Annotated in this window: 15 protein-coding genes and 1 tRNA gene; 10 read left to right on the forward strand and 6 right to left on the reverse strand. The window is 60.8% G+C overall.

Features of this window, described 5'->3' with window-relative positions; translation table 11 throughout:
- Both HMPREF9710_RS27090 and purT read right to left on the reverse strand, forming a co-directional pair.
- Positions 1-468, reverse strand: a complete 468-nt coding sequence (locus tag HMPREF9710_RS27090) for a penicillin-insensitive murein endopeptidase (RefSeq protein ID WP_081589892.1) — start codon at positions 466-468, stop codon at positions 1-3.
- Between the two features lie 116 nt (positions 469-584).
- On the reverse strand, positions 585-1799 hold the full coding sequence (gene purT, locus HMPREF9710_RS10775; RefSeq protein ID WP_005666275.1) for a formate-dependent phosphoribosylglycinamide formyltransferase: 1215 nt from the start codon (positions 1797-1799) through the stop codon (positions 585-587).
- A gap of 143 nt (positions 1800-1942) precedes the next feature.
- Between purT and HMPREF9710_RS10780 the strand changes: the two genes are divergently transcribed.
- Positions 1943-2018 (forward strand) — tRNA-Asn (locus HMPREF9710_RS10780).
- A 329-nt stretch (positions 2019-2347) separates the two neighbouring features.
- On the opposite strand, the gene tssK is transcribed toward HMPREF9710_RS10780, so the two are convergent.
- On the reverse strand, positions 2348-3679 hold the full coding sequence (gene tssK, locus HMPREF9710_RS10785) for a type VI secretion system baseplate subunit TssK (RefSeq protein ID WP_005666277.1): 1332 nt from the start codon (positions 3677-3679) through the stop codon (positions 2348-2350).
- Between the two features lie 199 nt (positions 3680-3878).
- Between tssK and tssE the strand changes: the two genes are divergently transcribed.
- From tssE to tssG, 3 genes are read left to right on the forward strand one after another with little or no spacing between them, the layout of a single operon-like run.
- On the forward strand, positions 3879-4352 hold the full coding sequence (gene tssE / locus HMPREF9710_RS10790; RefSeq protein ID WP_005666278.1) for a type VI secretion system baseplate subunit TssE: 474 nt from the start codon (positions 3879-3881) through the stop codon (positions 4350-4352).
- Between the two features lie 21 nt (positions 4353-4373).
- Positions 4374-6224: a type VI secretion system baseplate subunit TssF gene (gene tssF, locus HMPREF9710_RS10795; protein ID WP_005666279.1), complete on the forward strand. Its 1851-nt coding sequence runs from the start codon at positions 4374-4376 to the stop codon at positions 6222-6224.
- Positions 6188-7318 carry a type VI secretion system baseplate subunit TssG gene (gene tssG / locus HMPREF9710_RS10800; RefSeq protein WP_005666281.1) on the forward strand — a complete coding sequence of 377 codons (1131 nt, stop codon included), beginning with the start codon at positions 6188-6190 and terminating at the stop codon, positions 7316-7318. The genes tssF and tssG overlap by 37 nt, the downstream gene beginning before the upstream one ends.
- Here the strand turns inward: tssG and HMPREF9710_RS10805 are convergent.
- Positions 7282-8472 carry an AcrVA2 family anti-CRISPR protein gene (locus tag HMPREF9710_RS10805; RefSeq protein WP_005666282.1) on the reverse strand — a complete coding sequence of 397 codons (1191 nt, stop codon included), beginning with the start codon at positions 8470-8472 and terminating at the stop codon, positions 7282-7284. The genes tssG and HMPREF9710_RS10805 overlap by 37 nt on opposite strands.
- A 158-nt stretch (positions 8473-8630) precedes the next feature.
- Here HMPREF9710_RS10805 and HMPREF9710_RS10810 point away from each other — a divergent pair, with 158 nt between their 5' ends.
- The 6 genes from HMPREF9710_RS10810 (at position 8631) to HMPREF9710_RS10835 (ending at position 16551) form a co-directional block, all read left to right on the forward strand.
- Entirely contained in the window at positions 8631-11240 is a 2610-nt protein-coding gene (locus HMPREF9710_RS10810; RefSeq protein WP_005666283.1) for a type VI secretion system Vgr family protein, read from the forward strand.
- A complete protein-coding gene (locus HMPREF9710_RS10815; protein ID WP_005666284.1) occupies positions 11237-13069 on the forward strand; it encodes a restriction endonuclease subunit S domain-containing protein in 1833 nt (610 codons plus the stop codon). The genes HMPREF9710_RS10810 and HMPREF9710_RS10815 overlap by 4 nt, the downstream gene beginning before the upstream one ends.
- A complete protein-coding gene (locus HMPREF9710_RS27095) occupies positions 13066-14211 on the forward strand; it encodes a T6SS immunity protein Tli4 family protein (RefSeq protein WP_081589931.1) in 1146 nt (381 codons plus the stop codon). The genes HMPREF9710_RS10815 and HMPREF9710_RS27095 overlap by 4 nt, the downstream gene beginning before the upstream one ends.
- A gap of 81 nt (positions 14212-14292) precedes the next feature.
- The gene (locus tag HMPREF9710_RS27100; protein ID WP_005666286.1) at positions 14293-15438 is read left to right on the forward strand and encodes a T6SS immunity protein Tli4 family protein; all 1146 of its coding nucleotides are present in this window, start codon (positions 14293-14295) and stop codon (positions 15436-15438) included.
- Positions 15439-15469: 31 nt separating this feature from the next.
- Positions 15470-15703, forward strand: a complete 234-nt coding sequence (locus HMPREF9710_RS10830; RefSeq protein WP_005666287.1) for a hypothetical protein — start codon at positions 15470-15472, stop codon at positions 15701-15703.
- Positions 15704-15714: 11 nt separating this feature from the next.
- Positions 15715-16551 carry a Tli4 family immunity protein gene (locus HMPREF9710_RS10835; RefSeq protein WP_229409813.1) on the forward strand — a complete coding sequence of 279 codons (837 nt, stop codon included), beginning with the start codon at positions 15715-15717 and terminating at the stop codon, positions 16549-16551.
- Positions 16552-16615: 64 nt separating this feature from the next.
- On the opposite strand, the gene istB is transcribed toward HMPREF9710_RS10835, so the two are convergent.
- Positions 16616-17401, reverse strand: coding sequence for an IS21-like element helper ATPase IstB (istB, locus tag HMPREF9710_RS10840; RefSeq protein ID WP_005663619.1), 786 nt, complete (start codon positions 17399-17401; stop codon positions 16616-16618).
- Positions 17398-18477 (reverse strand): IS21 family transposase, encoded by a 1080-nt coding sequence (istA, locus tag HMPREF9710_RS10845; protein ID WP_005663623.1) that lies wholly within the window; start codon positions 18475-18477, stop codon positions 17398-17400. The genes istB and istA overlap by 4 nt, the downstream gene beginning before the upstream one ends.
- Positions 18478-18505 lie beyond the last annotated feature (28 nt).

The raw sequence follows: 18505 nt of genomic DNA on the forward strand, positions 1-18505 counted from the left end.
TCAGCCTCTCACCTCTACGTGAAAATGGTGGTCATGGCCGCCCAAGGGGCGCGCCAGATGACGGAGCGCTGGGTCATTGAAGTAGACCTTCGTCACGCCAGGAAAATGACGAAAGAGTTCGATTAGCCGTGCAGTGGCTGCCTGATCGTATTGATCAGTCCACTGCCAATATACGGCCTGTCGCTTGCCATCCTTTCGAATGGGCCGTACGTCGACTTCAAGCCCCGTCTTATGCGATCTGTGTTTGTCATAAGGTTTTCCACCCGCCAAGCTGATGTTTCCTATCCCGAATTTGCGGGAATCTAGCGTTGCCCAGACCCTCTCGACGTACAGGAGCAAGTTCATCATTGCCGGATGCGCATATTGGCCGGCACCTCGACCCGGCGTTCCATACACGTAATAGCCGGCGCCTTCCGGCCCTTGAGGCAACATGAAATAACCTCGGCTGTCCTGCGGTTGGGGATGCATCGATCACTCCTGCGATGGCTGCAATGCATCCCATCATGCCGGTCCAGCCCTCTGCAGTATTAGCGCGGCGCAAGCATGTTGCGTACGGAAGTGTACGCGGTAGCCCGCTGCGCCGATCAGCGCTTGCTCGACACCGGCTTGACCTTCGACGCCGCCTCGAGCGCACGCTGGCGCGCGGTTTCGACGTCGTCGGCGGTGGCCAGCGCCACGCCCATGCGGCGGCGCGCGAACGATTCAGGCTTGCCGAACAGGCGCAGGTCGGCGCCCGGCACGCCCAGCGCCTCGGCCACGCCCTCGAAGGCGATGCCGGCTTCGTCCAGCTGGCCATAGATCACGGCGGAAGCACCGGGCGCGCGCAATGCCGGGTTCACCGGCAGGCCGAGGATGGCTTTCGCGTGCAGCTCGAATTCGCTCTGCACCTGGCTCGCCATCGTCACCATGCCGGTATCGTGCGGGCGCGGGCTCACTTCCGAGAACCACACCATATCGCCCTTGACGAACAGCTCGACGCCGAACACGCCCAGGCCGCCCAGGTTGGCGGTGACCTTGGCCGCGATGTCGCGCGCGCGTTCGAGCGCCAGCGGCTGCATCGGATGCGGCTGCCACGATTCGACGTAGTCTCCCTGCACCTGCTTGTGTCCGATCGCCTCGCAGAAGCTCGTTTCGACCTGACCGTCCTGCCTGAGCGAGCGCACGGTCAGCAGGGTGATCTCGTAGTCGAAATCGATGAAGCCTTCGGCGATCACGCGGCCGGCGTCGACCCGGCCGCCCGCGGCGGCGTAGTCCCATGCATGCTGCACGTCGGCGGCCGAATCGAGCTTCGACTGGCCCTTGCCCGACGACGACATCACCGGCTTGACCACGCAGGGAAAGCCGACCGCCGCACAGGCTTCTTCCAGTTCCGCCAGGCTGCTGGCGAAGCGGTAGGGCGAGGTCGCCAGACCCAGTTCCTCGGCCGCCAGGCGGCGGATGCCTTCGCGGTTCATGGTCAGCTGGGCCGCGCGCGCGGTCGGGATGCAGGTGATGCGGCCCGCGGCTTCGAGTTCGGCCAGCTTGTCGGTGGCGATGGCCTCGATCTCGGGCACCACCAGGTCGGGGCGCTCCTGGTCGATCAGCGCTTCCAGCGCGGCGCCATCCGTCATGTCGATCACGTGCGCGCGGTGCGCCACCTGGTGGCCGGGCGCGTTCGGGTAGCGGTCGACGGCGATCACTTCGACGCCCAGGCGCTGCAGGGCGATGATCACTTCCTTGCCGAGCTCGCCGGAGCCGAGCAGCATGACTTTGGTTGCGGAAGGGGAGAGTGGGGTGCCGAGGGTGCGGGGAGTGGTCATGGTTTGTCTGTGAAAAGTAGCAGGCCGCAGCTGGCGGCGAAGCCGAAACTATAGCAAAGCGGGCGGCGCGGGATCGGTGGCGAAAGCGATTCGCATACGGGACTGGTCAAACTGCAAACGCCCGGCTATAATATTGCCTCAATTCCCTGATAGCTCAGTCGGTAGAGCGACGGACTGTTAATCCGCAGGTCCCTGGTTCGAGTCCAGGTCGGGGAGCCAGAATACGAAGGGGAGCTCATAGTGATATGAGCTCTTTTTTATTTCCGGAACGGCGAGTGCCTCATCCCGCTGTGCTGTAATCGTGACGTGCAGAAGGCCGCCTCTTGCTGCCACTTGGCTGCTGTCAGCAGCCAATGTATAACCCTGACATCGTCGAGGTTCCGCACCGGATCATCAATGCCCCGGTCACCTCTTGGAACCCTGGAGGAGCATTGCTGAATTATTTTCAGTCGAAACCGATAGCACGTAAGCACGATCGGGATGCATTGGAAGGGTCACAGTCAGGCATAGAGGTAGAATACGCGGGTCGAAGTACACCGTGGCCCTGATCACGTAATGGCGATCAGCTCGATCTTTAGCCCCGGTATTCCGTCCGGCACGTAGACCGCCAGCGCTCCAGCGTGCAATGCCTTTTCGTAGAGAGGGCTTTTGGTCGACAATGAAAAGTAATAGGTATTTGGCCGCACCGGGATTGCTGGCGGTACCTGAGGCATATGCGCCAGCGGCACGCCCGGCAACGCCGACTTGACTATACTTTCGATGGCATCGGGTGCGGCAACCTTGAGCCGGATGGGCACTGTCGCCACCAGTTCGAGTCCGGGCATATCGGCGGTGACTCCCAGGCATAGCTGCGTCTGTTGAGTGACTCTTGCCGGGTCCAGCACCGCCTGCGAATACGCACGCCGGCCCGGTTCGGCGACCAGCGGAATGATGAAATATTTTGTCCCAATCACCGTATCGACCAGGTCGCGCAACAATCCATCGAGCTCCGCAAACACCTCGCCCAGTGCTTCGTGGCGGTAGGCCGGCAAATCGGCTGTCTTGAAGCGGTCGGAAAACGTCATCAGGCCGCCTACGGCGGAGAGCATTTGCCGAAACATGGCTTCCGGATGCAAGCCCGGGGACCGGGAGCAGTGCATCAGTTGGGCGTTGGCCGTGCTCAGGATATTGAGCATCCACCATGACGAAATGTCGCCCGCGCCGACTTCGTACACTTCGCTACTCGCCTTGCGGTGCGTACGCTGGAGCGATTCGATCTTCGCCGTCATCACGCTAACCAGCTCATCCAGCAAACCCCGGAGGGCCGGAGCGGCGCCGATCGTAACACTCGGCGGGACGAATGAAGGGTCTATCTCGAAACCGCCTTCTGGCGCGCGCCGGATCCGGACCACGGAAACGCTGTCATGCAGGCCGCTCGTCTCGGCGTGGGTGATTAACCTCGGCTGCTTTTTGAGGAACGGCACTTCGATCGCCAGGGCCTCGCTGAACAGATCGCTTGTTTCGATTTCTCGGCACGCGTAGCGCCCATTCTCGTCGGCATTGCCGCCGTGCGGCTTGACGAGGGCAAGCGCGGCGTAAAACGTGAACGTATTAATGTCAGCCGGCAGGCGCGAGAGGTCGACCACCTCAGGCAACAGGTCGGCCTCCGGCGCCTCATAGATCTCGCCATCCGGAAAGATGATCGACATTGTGCTCGCACCAAGGCGGTTATTTTCCAGCCCGGCCAGATTCCACTGCACCGCGCACACGCCCCAGAAGTACGGGTTCAGGGCCGAGGCTATCCGCTTGAGCCGCGCTTCGTGGTAGAGATCCTGGCGCTGGAAGTGTTGCGGACCTAACGTCAGGCCTTCCGACCACATGATCTTGGATGCCGCGCTCATGAGCTCCTCCACGAAGTGTTTTTACCAGACAGATTCTTGGAAGCATGACTTCGCAACCCTTCGCAGTCGTTGATCTTGCTCATCCTGTTGTGCCATCGGCCTGCTCACGCCACTCCATTGTGAATGCGCAACGTTTTTCACATGCAAGGCTCGATAATGGCTGCCGTGGTCGCTTCGGGGCCCCTTGGAGGAGAACACCATGCAAGGTTTTACCCGCGGCTTGTTCGATCGCCTCGACGATGATGACGCCCTGCCTTCCGGCAACAAGCGCGAAACGCGCGCGCGGGCAATGGAAGAGGCCATACGCAGCGTCACGCGCGACCTGCAGGCGCTCCTCAATACCCGATCGGCCCTGTCGCTGGCGTCGCTGGAGTCCTATTCGGCAGTATCCGGATCGATCGTGAACTACGGCCTCATCGACTTCGCCAGCATGTGCATGGGCAGCGACAACGATCAGCAGGAAATCTGCAAGGCCGTCCAGCTGGCAATCGTACGCCACGAGCCGCGATTGCATCAGGTGGCGGTGACCCTGCGACCGAGGCAGGGTGCGATCAACCGCGTCGACTTCGTCATCACCGCCCGGCTCAAAGGCGCGCACCTGGGCGAACCGATGTCCTTCAACGCCGTGTTCCGGCCTTCCCTCCAGCAGTATTCGATCGAAGGCACGGACTAAAACGCGAAAAGCACCGATCCCATGGATGAACTGTTCACGAAGTACGAGCGCGAACTCGTCACCCTCAGGTCGCTGTGCCGGGAGTATGCGCAGCGCTACCCCAAGGTCGCGGCGAAACTGCAGCTGGGAGGAGACACGTGCGACGACCCCCACGTGGAACGCTTGATCCAGGGCGTCGCCTTGCTCAGCGCACGCGTCGCGAAGCGCGTGGACGATTCGTATCCGCAGTTCACCGAAGCGCTGCTCAATCTGCTGTTTCCTCACTACCTGCGACCGTTTCCCTCGTGCGCGATCGCGCGCGTGCTGGGCGAGCCAGGCGGAAAGAAAGAATCAGGAACGATTCCCGACATGCCGCGTGGCACCCTGCTCGCATCCGCGCCAGTAGCCGGCGTGGCTTGCACGTTCAAGACTGTCTACGACGTCAAGCCTTCGGGCGTCGTGCTTTCCGAAGCGAGCTTCGACACCGCCGTCTGCGCCCCTGTCGCGACGCGCCTGCCCGAGAGTGTCACCGCGACGCTGACGCTAAAGTTCGCATCAGCGCGGCCGGGCGAGCCGCTCTGCGCGGCAACCGCTACCGCCATGCGCCTGTACGCCGATGGCGATGCCTCGTTCTGCGCTGCGCTGCGCGACACCCTTTTCATGCACACCCGAGCCGCATACGTGCAACTGGACGACAAGGGGCCATGGGAACGATTGCCGCTCGTCCCGGTCACGCCAGCCGGATTCGCTGATGACGATGCGCTCATTCCCTTCGAAGCACGCGCCCACGCGGCGTACCGTCTCCTCGCCGAGTATTTCGCCTTTCCCGAGAAATTCAACTTCTTCGACATCGACATTCCAGTCCTGCTCCGCCGCATCCCTGCCGGGCGCACGCACTTCACGCTGCGCCTGGCGATCGCCGACATACGTCACGAGGGCGACAAGGCGCGAATGCTGGCAAGCCTGTCGAAACAGCATCTTCTGGCCGGCTGCACGCCGGTAGTGAACCTGTTCAGGCAACCGGGCGTGCCGATCACCTATGACCAGCTATCGGCCGACTACACCCTGCTAGCGCACGGCAATCATCCGCAAGCGTACGAGGTGTACTCGGTCGACCAGGTGCACCTGGTGCGCCAGCAAGGCTCGGGCGCGACCGTCACCGAATTTCGCCCCTTTTATTCGCTTCAGCATGGCGACGAAAGCCTGACGGGACGTGGACGCTACTGGCTGATGCACCATGACGAAACCCTTGCCATTTGCAGTCCCGGCCATGAAAAATCGATCACACTCGTCAACGCCGACTGCGAGCCGCTCGAAATAGAACGCAACGTCCTGTCCATCGATCTGAACTGCACCAACCGCGACCTGCCATGCTCGCTCAAGATCGGCGCGCCGGACGGAGACTTGTCCATTCCCGGCGCAACGGGTGGCAACGTGATCCGCCTGTTGCGCAGGCCGACCCGTCCGGTTCGGCTGGCGAACACACCTGGCATGCACTGGCGCCTGATCTCCCACCTCGCGCTCAACCACCATTCGCTGGTGCTGGAAGGGGCGCACGGCCTGCGGGAGATGCTGGCACTGTACGACTTCGCACCGTCGCCCGTCTCGCGCCGGCAGATCGGCGGCATTGTCTCCCTCGATCAGAGCGAGACCACGGCCTGGATGCGGCACAAGCGCGGTTCCTCCCTGGTGCATGGCACCGAGATCCGCCTCACGCTCGACGAAGAAGCCTACGCCGGCGCCGGCCTGCATTTGTTCGTGCAGGTTCTCGACCAGTTCTTCGCGCTGTACGTGCATATCAACAGCTTTGTCGAGCTCGTCATCCTGTCTCAGCAAAGCGGAAAGGAACTGTTCCGATGCAAGCCACGAAGCGGACGCATGAATCTAGTGTGATCGGCGTGCTGCTGGCCGAACCGCACCAGTTCGAATTCACACAGTTGCTCAACCTCCTGCTGCGCGAGCTGCGGCGCCAGGGTATTCCCTACGAGCGAGCCATGCGCGAGGTGCTCAGGTTCCAGAACAACCTGTCGCTCTCGTTCCCGGCCAGCGAAGTGCATTCGCTCGAGGTCGAGCCGGACGTGCCGGATTCTCTCGCTTCCCTGCGCATGGGGGAGCTGAAGCGCATCCGGATCACGCCGGCATTCATCGGGCTGCTGGGGGCTGGCGGCACCCTTCCCATGCACGACACCGAGCGGATCGCCGCCCAGAAGGCGCATGCCGGCGATGCCAGCCAGCGCGAACTGCTTGATGTGCTGTCGAACCGCCTGATCGGGATGTTCTACGAAGCCTGGGCCAAGTACCGGGTCGAGCATAGCCTCGACGTCCAGGGCCAGGACCGCCTGCTTCCAATGCTGACCGCCATGGCGGGCGTAAGATCGGCATCCGGACACATGTACCCGGCTGGCCAGGTGAAGCAGGAGACTGCAGCCTACTTTTCGGGGCTGCTCAGGACCCGGCCGGTCTCGGCAGGCACAGTCGAACAAGTGTTGAGCGCCTACTTCGGGCTACCGGTCCAGCTGGAGCAGTTCGTGGGCTGCTGGGCGCCGGTCCCCTTGAACCGGCGCAGTACGCTCGGCGTCACGGCGCCGACGCTTGGCGTCAGTGCGGCGCTCGGCGTGCGCCAGTGGCGCCACGACCTGCGCGCCAAGCTGCACATCGGCCCTCTCGACGATGCGCACGTAGCGGGATTTCTTCCCGGCGGAGACGCGCTGACCGCCCTGGCGGAGATGGCCAGCCTGTTTGCGACGCCAACCGTTCGTTACGAACTACGGCTGCTGCTCGCGCCTCCCTGCATCAAGCGCTTCACCTTGAGCACGAGGACAGCGCCACGCCGGCTTGGCTGGAACACGTTCCTGACCGGGACTGACGGCGTCGCCAGGCGTCCAGAAATCAGGTCGATGCTGCGCCTGCCGGCGCGCGTCGCTCTCCCGGCACAGGGAGGGGGAACGGGTCAAGCGGCGGTGACTGCGGCGGCACCGGCCCGGTAGGATTTGGGCGCGGGCACCTCGCCCTGCAGCTGTTCCGCATGAACCAGTACCGGCGCGGCAAAGATGAGTTTGCGCTGCAGGTTTCCGATGCCAAAGGGCTGCATCCGAAAATGCCCCCGGCGCCAATGAGGCGTCACGCTGCCTCCGGACGCACACGTCGGCGCGCTTAACGGCAAGGACTCGGGACCAACCATGATGCCGTCGTACAGGGAGGCCGATCTCTGCAAGAGTTTGGCGCGCTTGCGCTCGCCCAAGCCAGCGGCACGGCGCAGCGCCGCATCGTGGTCACGGTGCTCCGCGACGCGCGCCTGTTTCAATGCCATATACAAGAACACCCTCACAACGTAGCTGACCGCGGCGTGCATCGGCCGATGGAAATCCCCGTCCGCCTGTTCTTTGACAGCGCCAGGAACCCTGGTCAACCATTCGCCAACTGTGGTGTTTCCCCTGTCGGTCTCGCCGAGCAGCGATACATGGCCTCTGTAGAGATCCTGGCGCTTGCTGGCAAAGATGAGTTCCAGCGTCCAGCGAGACTCCCCGTCGGCGCAAAGCTCGGCGGGTGGGGTCAGGAAACAGAAAACGCCATCGAACAAATGGTCTTCGGCCTGCGAAACCGGCACCTTCAGGTAGCGCATCGCCGTGTCTCCAAAGCGTAAGTACTGGGCCGGATAAGGCAGCGCCACCATGCTCATCGGCAGGCTGAGGTCTACGTCCGAGTTCATCAGCAGCGTTTCCAGTGCCGGCGTGGCCTCGATTACCGTCCCCTTTTGCAAATGGTATTTCAGGTTCACGCTGATCTCGACCGCGAGCCTTTGCAGGTCCTCGGCGAGCATCTCGGCCATCGCTCCGGACAGCGGGTGCTCGGGCCGTGTGTGCTCGAACTGCCGGAGGATCTCCTTCCTGATCTGCCAGCACAGCGTGCTCTGATCTTGCCAGCGGCGCCAGACCTCGGTGTGCCCGAGCGCCCGCGTCCAGGCGTCGATTGCCCCTTGATTGCGAAACTCGACCGGGTAGGGCCGCCCGCGCAGAGTCGTCACCCGGCTGCAGTCCACCGCTGGACCGATGTCGATCAGTTGGTGCTCCAGCGACTGCCTTCCAGGCGCGATGACGCCATCGTTTCGGGCCAGTCCTCGTTGTGCCAGTTTTTTCAGCATGTCAATTTCGCCTAGAGAAGATCGATTCGCAGAAGACTCTCGGGAAACTGTAGACATGGCTTACGGAAACGCATTGACTCTGGTCAATTTCAGCCTAGCGGCGTCAAGGTAACGTAGCCGTTGGACTTTTTCTAATTCGCGGCGATCGGAGGCAATCAGTGGGGGAAATCCAGGCAATCGCGGCCGGCGCCGCGCGCTCGGCGTTTAGCGGCGCATCCCAGCACAACCGCATCATGCGGCTCGATTTTCCGTTCGAGGACGGCCCGCCCGCCATCCTGCTTCCAAACAAGCTGAAAGTTTCCGAGGCAGTGTCGCGCTGCTTCCGCATCGTGGTCGAGGCGCTGTCGGACGACCCGCAAATCCCCCTCAAGATAGTGATGGGCAAAATGGTGACGATCTCCCTGGTGCGGGAAGACGGGTCGCTGCGCTATTTCAACGGCTACGTCACCGAGTTCCGTTTTGTCCGCAGCGACGGCGGCTTCGCCTTCTACCAGATGGTGCTCGAACCCTGGCTCGCGTTCACGCGGCTGCGCAAGAACAGCATGTCGTTCCACAACAAGAGCGTGCGCGAGATCACCGAGGACACCCTGAAGCACTACCGCCCGGCCGACTGGCACATGTACCCGGTCGACGAGTCGAAGCTGACCGTCGCCAACCAGTACAACGAGACCGACTACAACCACCTGCACCGGCGCTGGGAAGCGCTCGGCCTGCACTACTGGTACGAGCATGAATTTGGCCGCCATAAGCTCATGATCTCGGACAACAGCTTCCTGGCCGAGCCGATCGACGAGGAAGCCTACCTGATCCCGTTCCACGACAAGGGCGGCTCGCGCGAGGACGACGGCATCCACGAGTGGACGGCGATCCGGCGCCTCGGTCCGGGCCAGGTCACGCTGGCGAGCACGGATTACAAGAATCCGGGGGCGCAGCGTGCCAGCGTCGATTCGGGCAACCAGCAAGGCGACGTCTTCCCCTACGAGATCTACGAGGACACCGGGGCGTACGGCTTTCGCATGCGCAGCGACGGTGAACAACTGGCAGCGCGACGCATGGAAGAGCAGGACAAGAACAGGCAGTATTTCGAGGCGGCGGGCAACGACAGGAGCGTGCTGCCGGGCCGCACCTTCAAGCTCGGCGACCATTTCAGCGCAGAGCCGCGTTCGCCCGAATACGATCCCGAGCCGCGCCGCAGTATCGGCGACCGCCGCTACCTGATCCTGGACGTCGAACACGAAGCGACCAACAACTACCAGGCCGGGGTCGGCGCGCCCTCGCAATACGAGAACCGCTTCACCTGCATCCGCAAGGACATCCGCTGGCGCCCAGGCCCCGGCTTCAACAGCGCGCCCGGCACCAACATGGGGCTGCACACCGCGGCCGTGGTCGGCCCCGCCGGCGCCGATATCCATACGGACGGCTATGGAAGAGTCAAGCTGCAGTTTCCCTGGGACCGGCTGGGAAAATACGACGAGAACAGCTCGCCCTGGATCCGGGTGATGACCCCCGCCGCCGGCAATGAATTCGGGCAGGTCCGATTGCCGCGCGTGGGTGAGGAAGTGGGCGTCGTCTATTCCAATGGGAATATCGACCACCCCTTGATCCTTGGCGCAGTTTACAACGGCAAACACATGCCGCCCTGGAAGCTCCCGGAGCAAAGTGCCCTGGCCGGCCTGCGCAGCCGGGAACTCGGCGGCGGCTCGCGCGGCAATCACCTGATCCTGGATGACACGAAGGAGCAGATCCAGGCGCAGCTGAAAAGCGATCATCAATGCAGCCAGCTCTCGTTGGGACATATTACACGCATCGAAGACACGAGCGGGCGCAAGGACGCGCGCGGGGAAGGCTGGGAACTCACGACCAATGCCTGGGGTGTCGCCCGCGCCGCCCAGGGGATGCTCATTACCACCGAAGCGCGGCTGAACGCGGCGTCCCATGCGAAGGACCTGGGCGAGACCGCACAGCGGCTGGCATCGGCGGCGCAGATTCAGGAACAGCTGGCCGCGATGGCGCTCGATCACGAAGCGCAGGAAAGCGGCCAACAGGATGAGGCTGCGGAGGACGTCAAAGCCCAGAACTCGGCTATCCGCGGGGCAGCCAAGGGGTCGTCCCCCGAGCTCTCTGAGCCGCATCTTGTCATGGCGAGCCCTGCCGGCATCGAGCTCACGAGCGCCCAGTCGACCCACATCGCCAGCGAACGCCACACCGCGATCACAAGCGGCAAGAGTCTTTCGCTCGCAAGCGTCGACAGCCTGTTCGCCAGCGTGGGCAAGACCTTCAGGCTGTTCGTGCACAAGGCGGGAATGAAGCTGATTGCGGCCGCCGGCAAGGTGTCGGTGCAGGCGCAGACCGACGACGTGGAAATCATCGCCAATAAGGTGCTCGAGATGATCAGCGACACGGAGTGGGTGAACATCCGCGGCAAGAAAGGGATCCGCATGTACGGCGGCGGCAAGAACATGGTCGAGATCGGCGAGCAAGTCCAGTTTTTCACCGCGGCGCCAGTGCTATTCCACGGCAATCTCGAGACGCTGCCGCCAAAAAGCGTGTCGCAGGCGTTCAACGAACGCTCCCGGGATTACCAGTTCGACCAGGAGGTCAACTTCGTCGACGCGAACCTGAAGCCCGAGAAGGCCGTCGCCTACGAACTCGTGCGCGGAGATGGAACGGTCATGGACGGGAAAACGGCGGCCAGCGGCAGCACCGAGGTACAGAAATCCGGCGGTTTCGACTCCTATACCATCCGCTACAAGGGCGAACTACCATGAGCGATCAATCCGAACTGAACGAGCGCGGCAATTATCAGGGCGAATTCACGCAGGGTGTCGGCGGGTGGGCGGAATACACGGTCCACATGACGAAGACGTCCGACACGATCCGCCACGACGTCAAGCTCCCGCCCAAAAAAGTGATTCCCGTGATCTTCCTGCCCGGTGTGATGGGCAGCAATCTTCGGCTGAGCAAAAAACGACAAGAAGAACTTGATCGGCCCGATAACCGTTCGTGGCGACCGGACGACATGGTCGGCATCAATAGCGGGGCCGCCCTTGTTGGTGCCGGGCTGGTCGGCTGGTACAAGAATGCCTCGCCGGAACAGCGGCAACTCATGCTCGACCCGAACGAGACGGAGGTCGAGTACTACAACTATACGGAAAGCGAAGATCGCTTCGATCCCGAAGGCGCCGAAACGCTGGCTTCGGACAAATTGCATCAAAACGTCCCCGACAGCCTCGAACCCATTCCACCCCTGATAGGAATGCGTGCGGTAACAGGACGGAACTTCAGGCGCGGTCCTCTGGTGAAGAAACGCGAAACACCAGCACAGATCGCAAGGTGGCGCGGCTGGAGCGAGGTCCTGTTCGCCGGAGCTTACGGGAAGATGTTGAAAACGGCTGAAAGCCACCTCAACAATATGGTGGTAGGAGATGCGGCCAACCCAATGTGGAAACCCTTCTTCGCCGATCCACGCACTTTTGGCGGCGTAAATGCAGGCTCGGCACTGACGGAGCAGGACCTGAAGAAAATCGCCGCGTGCTGGTATCCCGTCCATGCCATGGGATACAACTTTTTGAAGAGCAACGGAAAAACCGCGACGACGATCGCGGAGCGGATCCGCGGGCTTGCCAAGGGCTACCAGAAGCGGGGCTTCAAGTGCGACGAGGTAATTATCGTCACGCACAGCATGGGTGGCCTGCTGGCGCGGGCGCTCATCCATCCAAAGTATGGGAACCTGCTGAACGACCCCGCTGTCAAGATGCTCGGCATCTACCATAACGTGATGCCGACCATGGGCGCCGCCGCATCCTATAAACGCATGCGTTTTGGGTTCCTGGAAAAGGCGTTGCTGTTTCCCGAAACCAAGGCCAGCATTTTCGGCCTCAATGGGAAACATGCCACCGCCATCCTCGCCAACGCGCCTGCCGCACTGGAACTGTTTCCCGGTTCCGCTTACGGCAAATCGTCGCTGAAGGTCGTGGACGGGTCCGGGCGCGAGATGTGGAGCTGGCCGGGCGACAAAGCGAGCGCCTTGAAGAGCATTTACCTGCAACCCGCCGATCGATGGTGGCGACTCATCAATCCGAATTGGGTCAACCCCGGGCGCGTAATAGAAGAGGATGGCGGGGGTATCTCTGCCGTTATGGAGCGCCTGAAAAAAGCCAGTGAATTTATTGAAGACATCAAGACCACCTTCCATCCGACCAGTTGCTACGGCAGCTTCTGTTCGTCGCAGGAACGCCTCAGCTATGGCGAGATCGTGTTCAAGGCGACCGACCCCGACTTATGGGACAGCCGGCACATCAGGCTGTCCCCAGTAGAGACCTGGAAGCTGCTGAGCGATGACGCCCAGGGTACATTGAAAGTCCAGACCGCCAGCCGCGTGCTGACGCTCGTCCTGCAACCGCCAGCCGCCCCCGGCGACGAAACCGTCCCCGCCGCCCGCTCCGCCAAACAGATTGCGGGCAAGCTGTTCGTGCATGGAGAGACCAAAGGCAAGAGCTACGAACACCAGAACAGCTATGCAGACCAGGATGTGCTGGCCTCGCTGCTGTATTCGGTCGTACAAATCGCCAAGACGGCGAAATGGGAGGCAGCTTGAAGATCACTTCGACCCTGCAGCGTGGTGCCATATTCGCTGCCTTGCTGATTGCTTTGGTGTCATTAGCTGGAAATTCTCGTACTTATGCCTACAAGGAGACCGCCGTGCCCGAACCAGTCAAGCTCAGTCCGCGCCTGCGGACGCTGTTCGAGAAAACAAAAATCCTTTGTTTCGGCCGCTATGCGATCGAAGTACCCCAAGAAGCCCAGCTCATTATGGGAGAAGTCTCGTTTCCATCAACCGTCAGGGTGTTTCTCGGTGGAATCGAGAAAGCAAAACACAGGGCCGAAGAAAAAATTGCAAAAATGAAGTGGGAAGACGCTACTGCCGAAATCACTTACAACGATGTAGGGCCGATCGAGGACAGCTGGCAGACGCGCTATTTCGAAGACAAATACAAAAAAGAGCGCAACGCGCTGTTCTTCGACACGTATATCAGCAAAGCCGAGATGACATTCGTGCTGCGCGATTCCATCAAGCAGGGCGAGACCGAAAGCACAGTAATTGCCAGACAGCGCGCGCGCGCCGGGAGCTTGCGGCTGCGCGCTGCGGACGAAGTGCCGACTGAACCAGGCGTCTGCATCGAACACGCCTTCATGGCCAGTGATCGGTACGATCATCAGGAGATGGCGAATGCAGGAGTCTACTTGCCCAGCTTCCCGGACATTACGTTCTCGATCCGCTCGAACAAGGACGCCTATGCCGATTACGACAAGGCTGAGTTCGAGCAAATGAAGCGCGACGAGTTGTCCCTGCTTGGCCGTATCAAGGGTGCCCAAGATATGCAGGGCGCTCTTTACCCCAAGCGGGACGTTCTGCGCGAAGGCAAACGAGACGTACAACATTGGAAGGGCGAAGAATCGCTCATTCGCAGGCCCGACGGCACCCACGATTTCGAATGGGCCTTTGTCGGTACGCCGACAGATGTGGCTAATCCGTCTTCGTTTGGCGCTGCCATGTTCACCAAGGTCAAGCACAATCTGGTCGGGGCCGCTAATAAGGCATCAGTCACCGACGACGAGGCAGTCGCGCTGTGGGACAAGCTCCTGTCCGGCCTGAAATTCCGGGTCAAAGTGCCCGGCGCACCCGAGGGTTCCTACTATTTACCTAAGGACAAACCCGAGGCGACTTCCGCCAAGTGACAATGCGGCGAAACTGTAATCAGGAGCGACGATGCAGTATTTGGTCGTGCAAATCGCCAAGTCCGCAAAGTGGGAGGCTGCATGAAGATCACCTCGACCCTGCAGCGTGGCGCAGTGTTCGCTGCTTTGCTGATTGTTTTGGTGTCGTTGGCTGGAAACTCCAGTACCTATGCCTATAAGGAGACCACCGTGCCCGAACCAGTCAAGCTCAGTCCGCGCCTGCGGACGCTGTTCGAGAAAACAAAAATCCTTTGTTTCGGCCGCTATGCGATCGAGGTGCCGCAGGAAGCTCAGCTTGTTTGGGGGAGCGCCTCGTTTCCTTCAGATATAGATATTATTTCGGGAGGTATCGAGAAAGCGAAACGCAGGGCGGAAGAAAAAATTGTGAAATTGAAACGCGAGAAGCGTACTTCCGAAATTACTTACAACGACGTAGGGCCGATCGAGGATAGCTGGCAGACACGCTATTTCGAGAACGAATTCGCAAAGGAGGACAATTCTCTTTTTTTCGACACGTATATCAGCAAGGGCGAGATCACCTTCGTCCTGGGCGATGCCATCGAGACAGGCGAGACCGAAAGCACGGTAATCGCCAGACAGCTCGCGCAAGCCAAGAGCTTGCGGCTCCGCGCAGCGGAGGAGGTGCCGACCGAACCGGGCTTCTGTATCGAACACGGGTTCATGAAAGGTGATCGGTACGGTGATTCAGAGAAGGTAAATGCAGGAGTCTATTTGCCCAGCTTCCCGGACATTACGTTCTCGATCCGCTCGAACAAGGATGCCTATGCCGATTACGACAAGGCTGAGTTCGAGCAAATGAAGCGCGACGAGTTGTCCCTGCTTGGCCGTATCAAGGGTGCCCAAGATATGCAGGGCGCTCTTTACCCCAAGCGGGACGTTCTGCGCGAAGGAAAACGGGACGTACAACATTGGAAGGGCGAAGAATCTCTCATTCGCAGGCCCGACGGCACCCACGATTTCGAGTGGGCCTTTGTCGGTACGCCGACAGAAGTGGCTAACCCGTCTTCGTTTAGCGCCGCCATGTTCACCAAGGTTAAGCACAATTTGGTGGGCGCCGCTGAGAAGGCGTCGGTAAGCGATGACGAGGCAGTCGCGGTATGGGACAAAATTCTCTCTAGCCTGAAGTTCAGGGTCAAAGTACCCGGCGCACCCGAGGGTTCCTACATTTACCCAAAAGGCAAACCGGATACGTCTGCCGCCAAGTGACAATGCGGTGAAACTATAATCGGGAGCGGTGATGAAACGTCAGGGCCGAGGCGTGATTCGCCTGGATGACAAGCCTCCAACGGCCCCGGGCGACGAAACCGTTCCGGCCGCCCGTTCCGACAAACAGGTCACTGGGAAATTGTTTGTGCACGGCGAGACGAAAGGAAAAAGCTATGAGCACCAAAATAGCTACGCCAACCAAGACGTCCTGGCGTCCCTGCTGTATTCCGTTGTTCAAATCGCCAAGACAGCGAAATGGAAGTAATCGTGAAAACTATGACTTACCTGAAGCGCGGTACGATCCTGGCCCTCTTGCTGCTTGCCTTGGTGTCGTTGTGTGTAAATTCCCGCAATTACACTTACAAGGAGACCGTCATGCCCGAACAAGTCAAGCTCAGCCCGCGCCTGCAGGCACTGTTTGAAAGGACAAAAATCCTTTGTTTCGGCCGCTATGCGATCGAAGTGCCTCAGGAGGCGCAGCTCATACCGGGGAGTGCCGTTCTCGACTCTGGCATTGAGGTTGTTTCCGGCGGATTAGAAAAGGCAAAGCGCCGCGCCGACGCGAAAATAAGGAAAGTGAAGTGGGAAGACGACACTGCTGAGATTACCTATAGCGGCCCGGGGCCGATCGCGGATAGCTGGCAAGTTCGCTATTTCGAAGATAAGTACAATAAAGAACGCAATGCGCTTTTTTTTTACACGTACATAAGCAAGGGCGAAATCACATTCGTGTTAGATGATTCGATCTCAAAAGGAGAGAACGAAAGCACGGTAATCGCCCGACAGCTGGCTCGGGCCGAACGCTTGAGATTGCGCGCTGCAGAGGCACTACCGACTGAGCCGGGTTTTTGCGTCGAACACGGCTTCATGCCGAGCGATCGCTATGTGGCTCAGGAAACGATCAGTGCGGGAATTTATTTGCCCAGTCTTTCGGATGTTACCTTCTCCGTCAGTTCCAACAAAGACGCTTACGCCGATTATGACAAAGCTGAATTCGAGCAGATGAAGCGTGATGAACTGTCCCTGCTTGCCCGCATTAAGGGCGCCCAAGAAACCCAAGGCGCGTCGTACCCCAAGCGTGACGTTCTGCTGTCAACGGCGATTGAAAACTGATACAGATTTCGTCGTCCCAGCGATTTAAAACTGATACACCGCCGTCGCCGAACACCGTCCGTGTTCAGCCCATTTCTGCAACATCGCTCCCCCTCATCATCCCGGCCTGTCGCTGGTGCTTCAGCCGGTAGCTCTCACCTGCAATCGGCACGATATGCGCATGGTGCAGCAGCCGGTCGAGCAGGGCCGCGGTGAGCGTCGTATCCTGCGCAAAGGTCGTGTCCCATTGTCCGAACGGCAGGTTACTGGTCACGATCAGGCTGCTGCGCTCATACAAGGCCGCGATCACCTGGAAGAACAGGTTGGCCTGTTCCCGGTTCATCGGCAAGTAACCTATCTCGTCGATGATCAAGAGCCGATATGCCTTGATCGCGCGGTGCATCACCGCTTTCAAATTGTTCTGCGTATGCGCCGTCGTCAGTGCCAGCATGAGGTCGGCCGCCGTCGTGAAGCGCGTCTTGATGCCGGCCTGCGTGGCCTTGTAACCCAGTGCCATCGCCAGGTGCGTTTTGCCTACACCGCTCGGCCCGACCAGTACCACGTTCTCATGCCGCTCGACGAATCCCAGGCCGGCCAGCTCCTCGACTTGGCTGCGCTTTACGCCTTTGGCGAAGTCATAGTTAAATTCGTCCAGCGTCTTCACCACGGGGAATCCTGCCAGACGGGTCATCGTGTTTTGCTTGCGCACGTTGCGCCCAGCTGCTTCCTCCCTCAGCAGCCCCTCCAGGAAGTCGCTGTAGGCCATCTCCTGTTTCGCTGCTTTCTGGGTTGCGGCGCCGTAGCCCTGTGCCACGAACGGCAGGTTCAGGCTCTCGCACAACGCCGCGATACGCTCATGCTGCAGGTTCATGCCGCCACCCCTTCCGATACCCGCACCAGCAGCGCGTCATACACCTGCAACGGATGCTGTACCGGAGAAGGTTGCGCGATCCGCTCCACCACTGCTGCCGGCCGCGGCGCCGCAGGTGCTGCAGCAGCCGGCTGCGGCCTGGCTGCCGCGATGTCCGCCCGCCACGGTGCCGGCAGCGCTTGCAGGTGCTCCACTTCCCGCTTCAAGGCTTCGGCTGGCGGTTCTCCGGTCGTGCCGTGGATGCGCGCATTGGCCACTTCGCGCAGCCAGTGGGCCACCTCGACGTTGGCCGTCACGACGTCGAGCTTCTGGCCGCTCTGTGCCAGCCGGCTCGCCAGCGGCACATAGAACGATCGGCGCAGGTAGCCGTTGAACCGCTCGACCTTACCCTTGGTCTTGGCCCGGTACGGCTGGCACAGCTTGATCACGAAGCCGCTATGCCTGGCATAGTCCAGGAAGCCGGCGTGGAAGCGGTGCTCGCCCTCACCGTACGCATCGCGCTCCAGTACCACCGTCTTCATATTGTCGTACAGGACCCGCCGCGTCACGCCGCCGAACGCTGCAAAGGCGCGCTCGTGGCAGGCGATCAGGGTATCCACCTTCATGTTGTTGACGAACTCCACGTAGCTGGCCCGGCTAAAGCCGAGCGTCGCGCAGAACGCGTGCAATGGCGCGCTGCCTTTACGAAATTCGACCCAGTCCACCTGCAGCTGCTCACCCATCGCCGTCTCGAAACGCACCACCGGATCGGCGGGAGGCGCCGGGCGCAAGGTGCGCACGAAGGCCCTCAACTGGCTCATGCCGCCCTCGTAGCCGCGCGCGGCAATCTCGCGGTACAGCACGGTGGCTGGAATCACGTCGGGCTGAGCAGCTTGCTGCCGATCCCTCAGGTACTGCTCGAACTGCGCCAGCTTCGTCTGGCGTTTGACTTTGCGTTCGTACTTCGGCACGGCCTCCAGGGCCAGGTGCCGGCGCACCGTGTTCACTGCACAGCCTACCTCGGCGGCGATCTGCCGAAGGCTTAACCCATGCTTCTTCAGTAGTTGGATTTCCACGTACACCTCTTTGGGTTTCAAGGCCGCTCCGCAAAGCGGCCATCTTCTC

Origin of the sequence: Massilia timonae CCUG 45783 (assembly GCF_000315425.1) — a bacterium.
GTDB lineage: Bacteria > Pseudomonadota > Gammaproteobacteria > Burkholderiales > Burkholderiaceae_D > Telluria > Telluria timonae.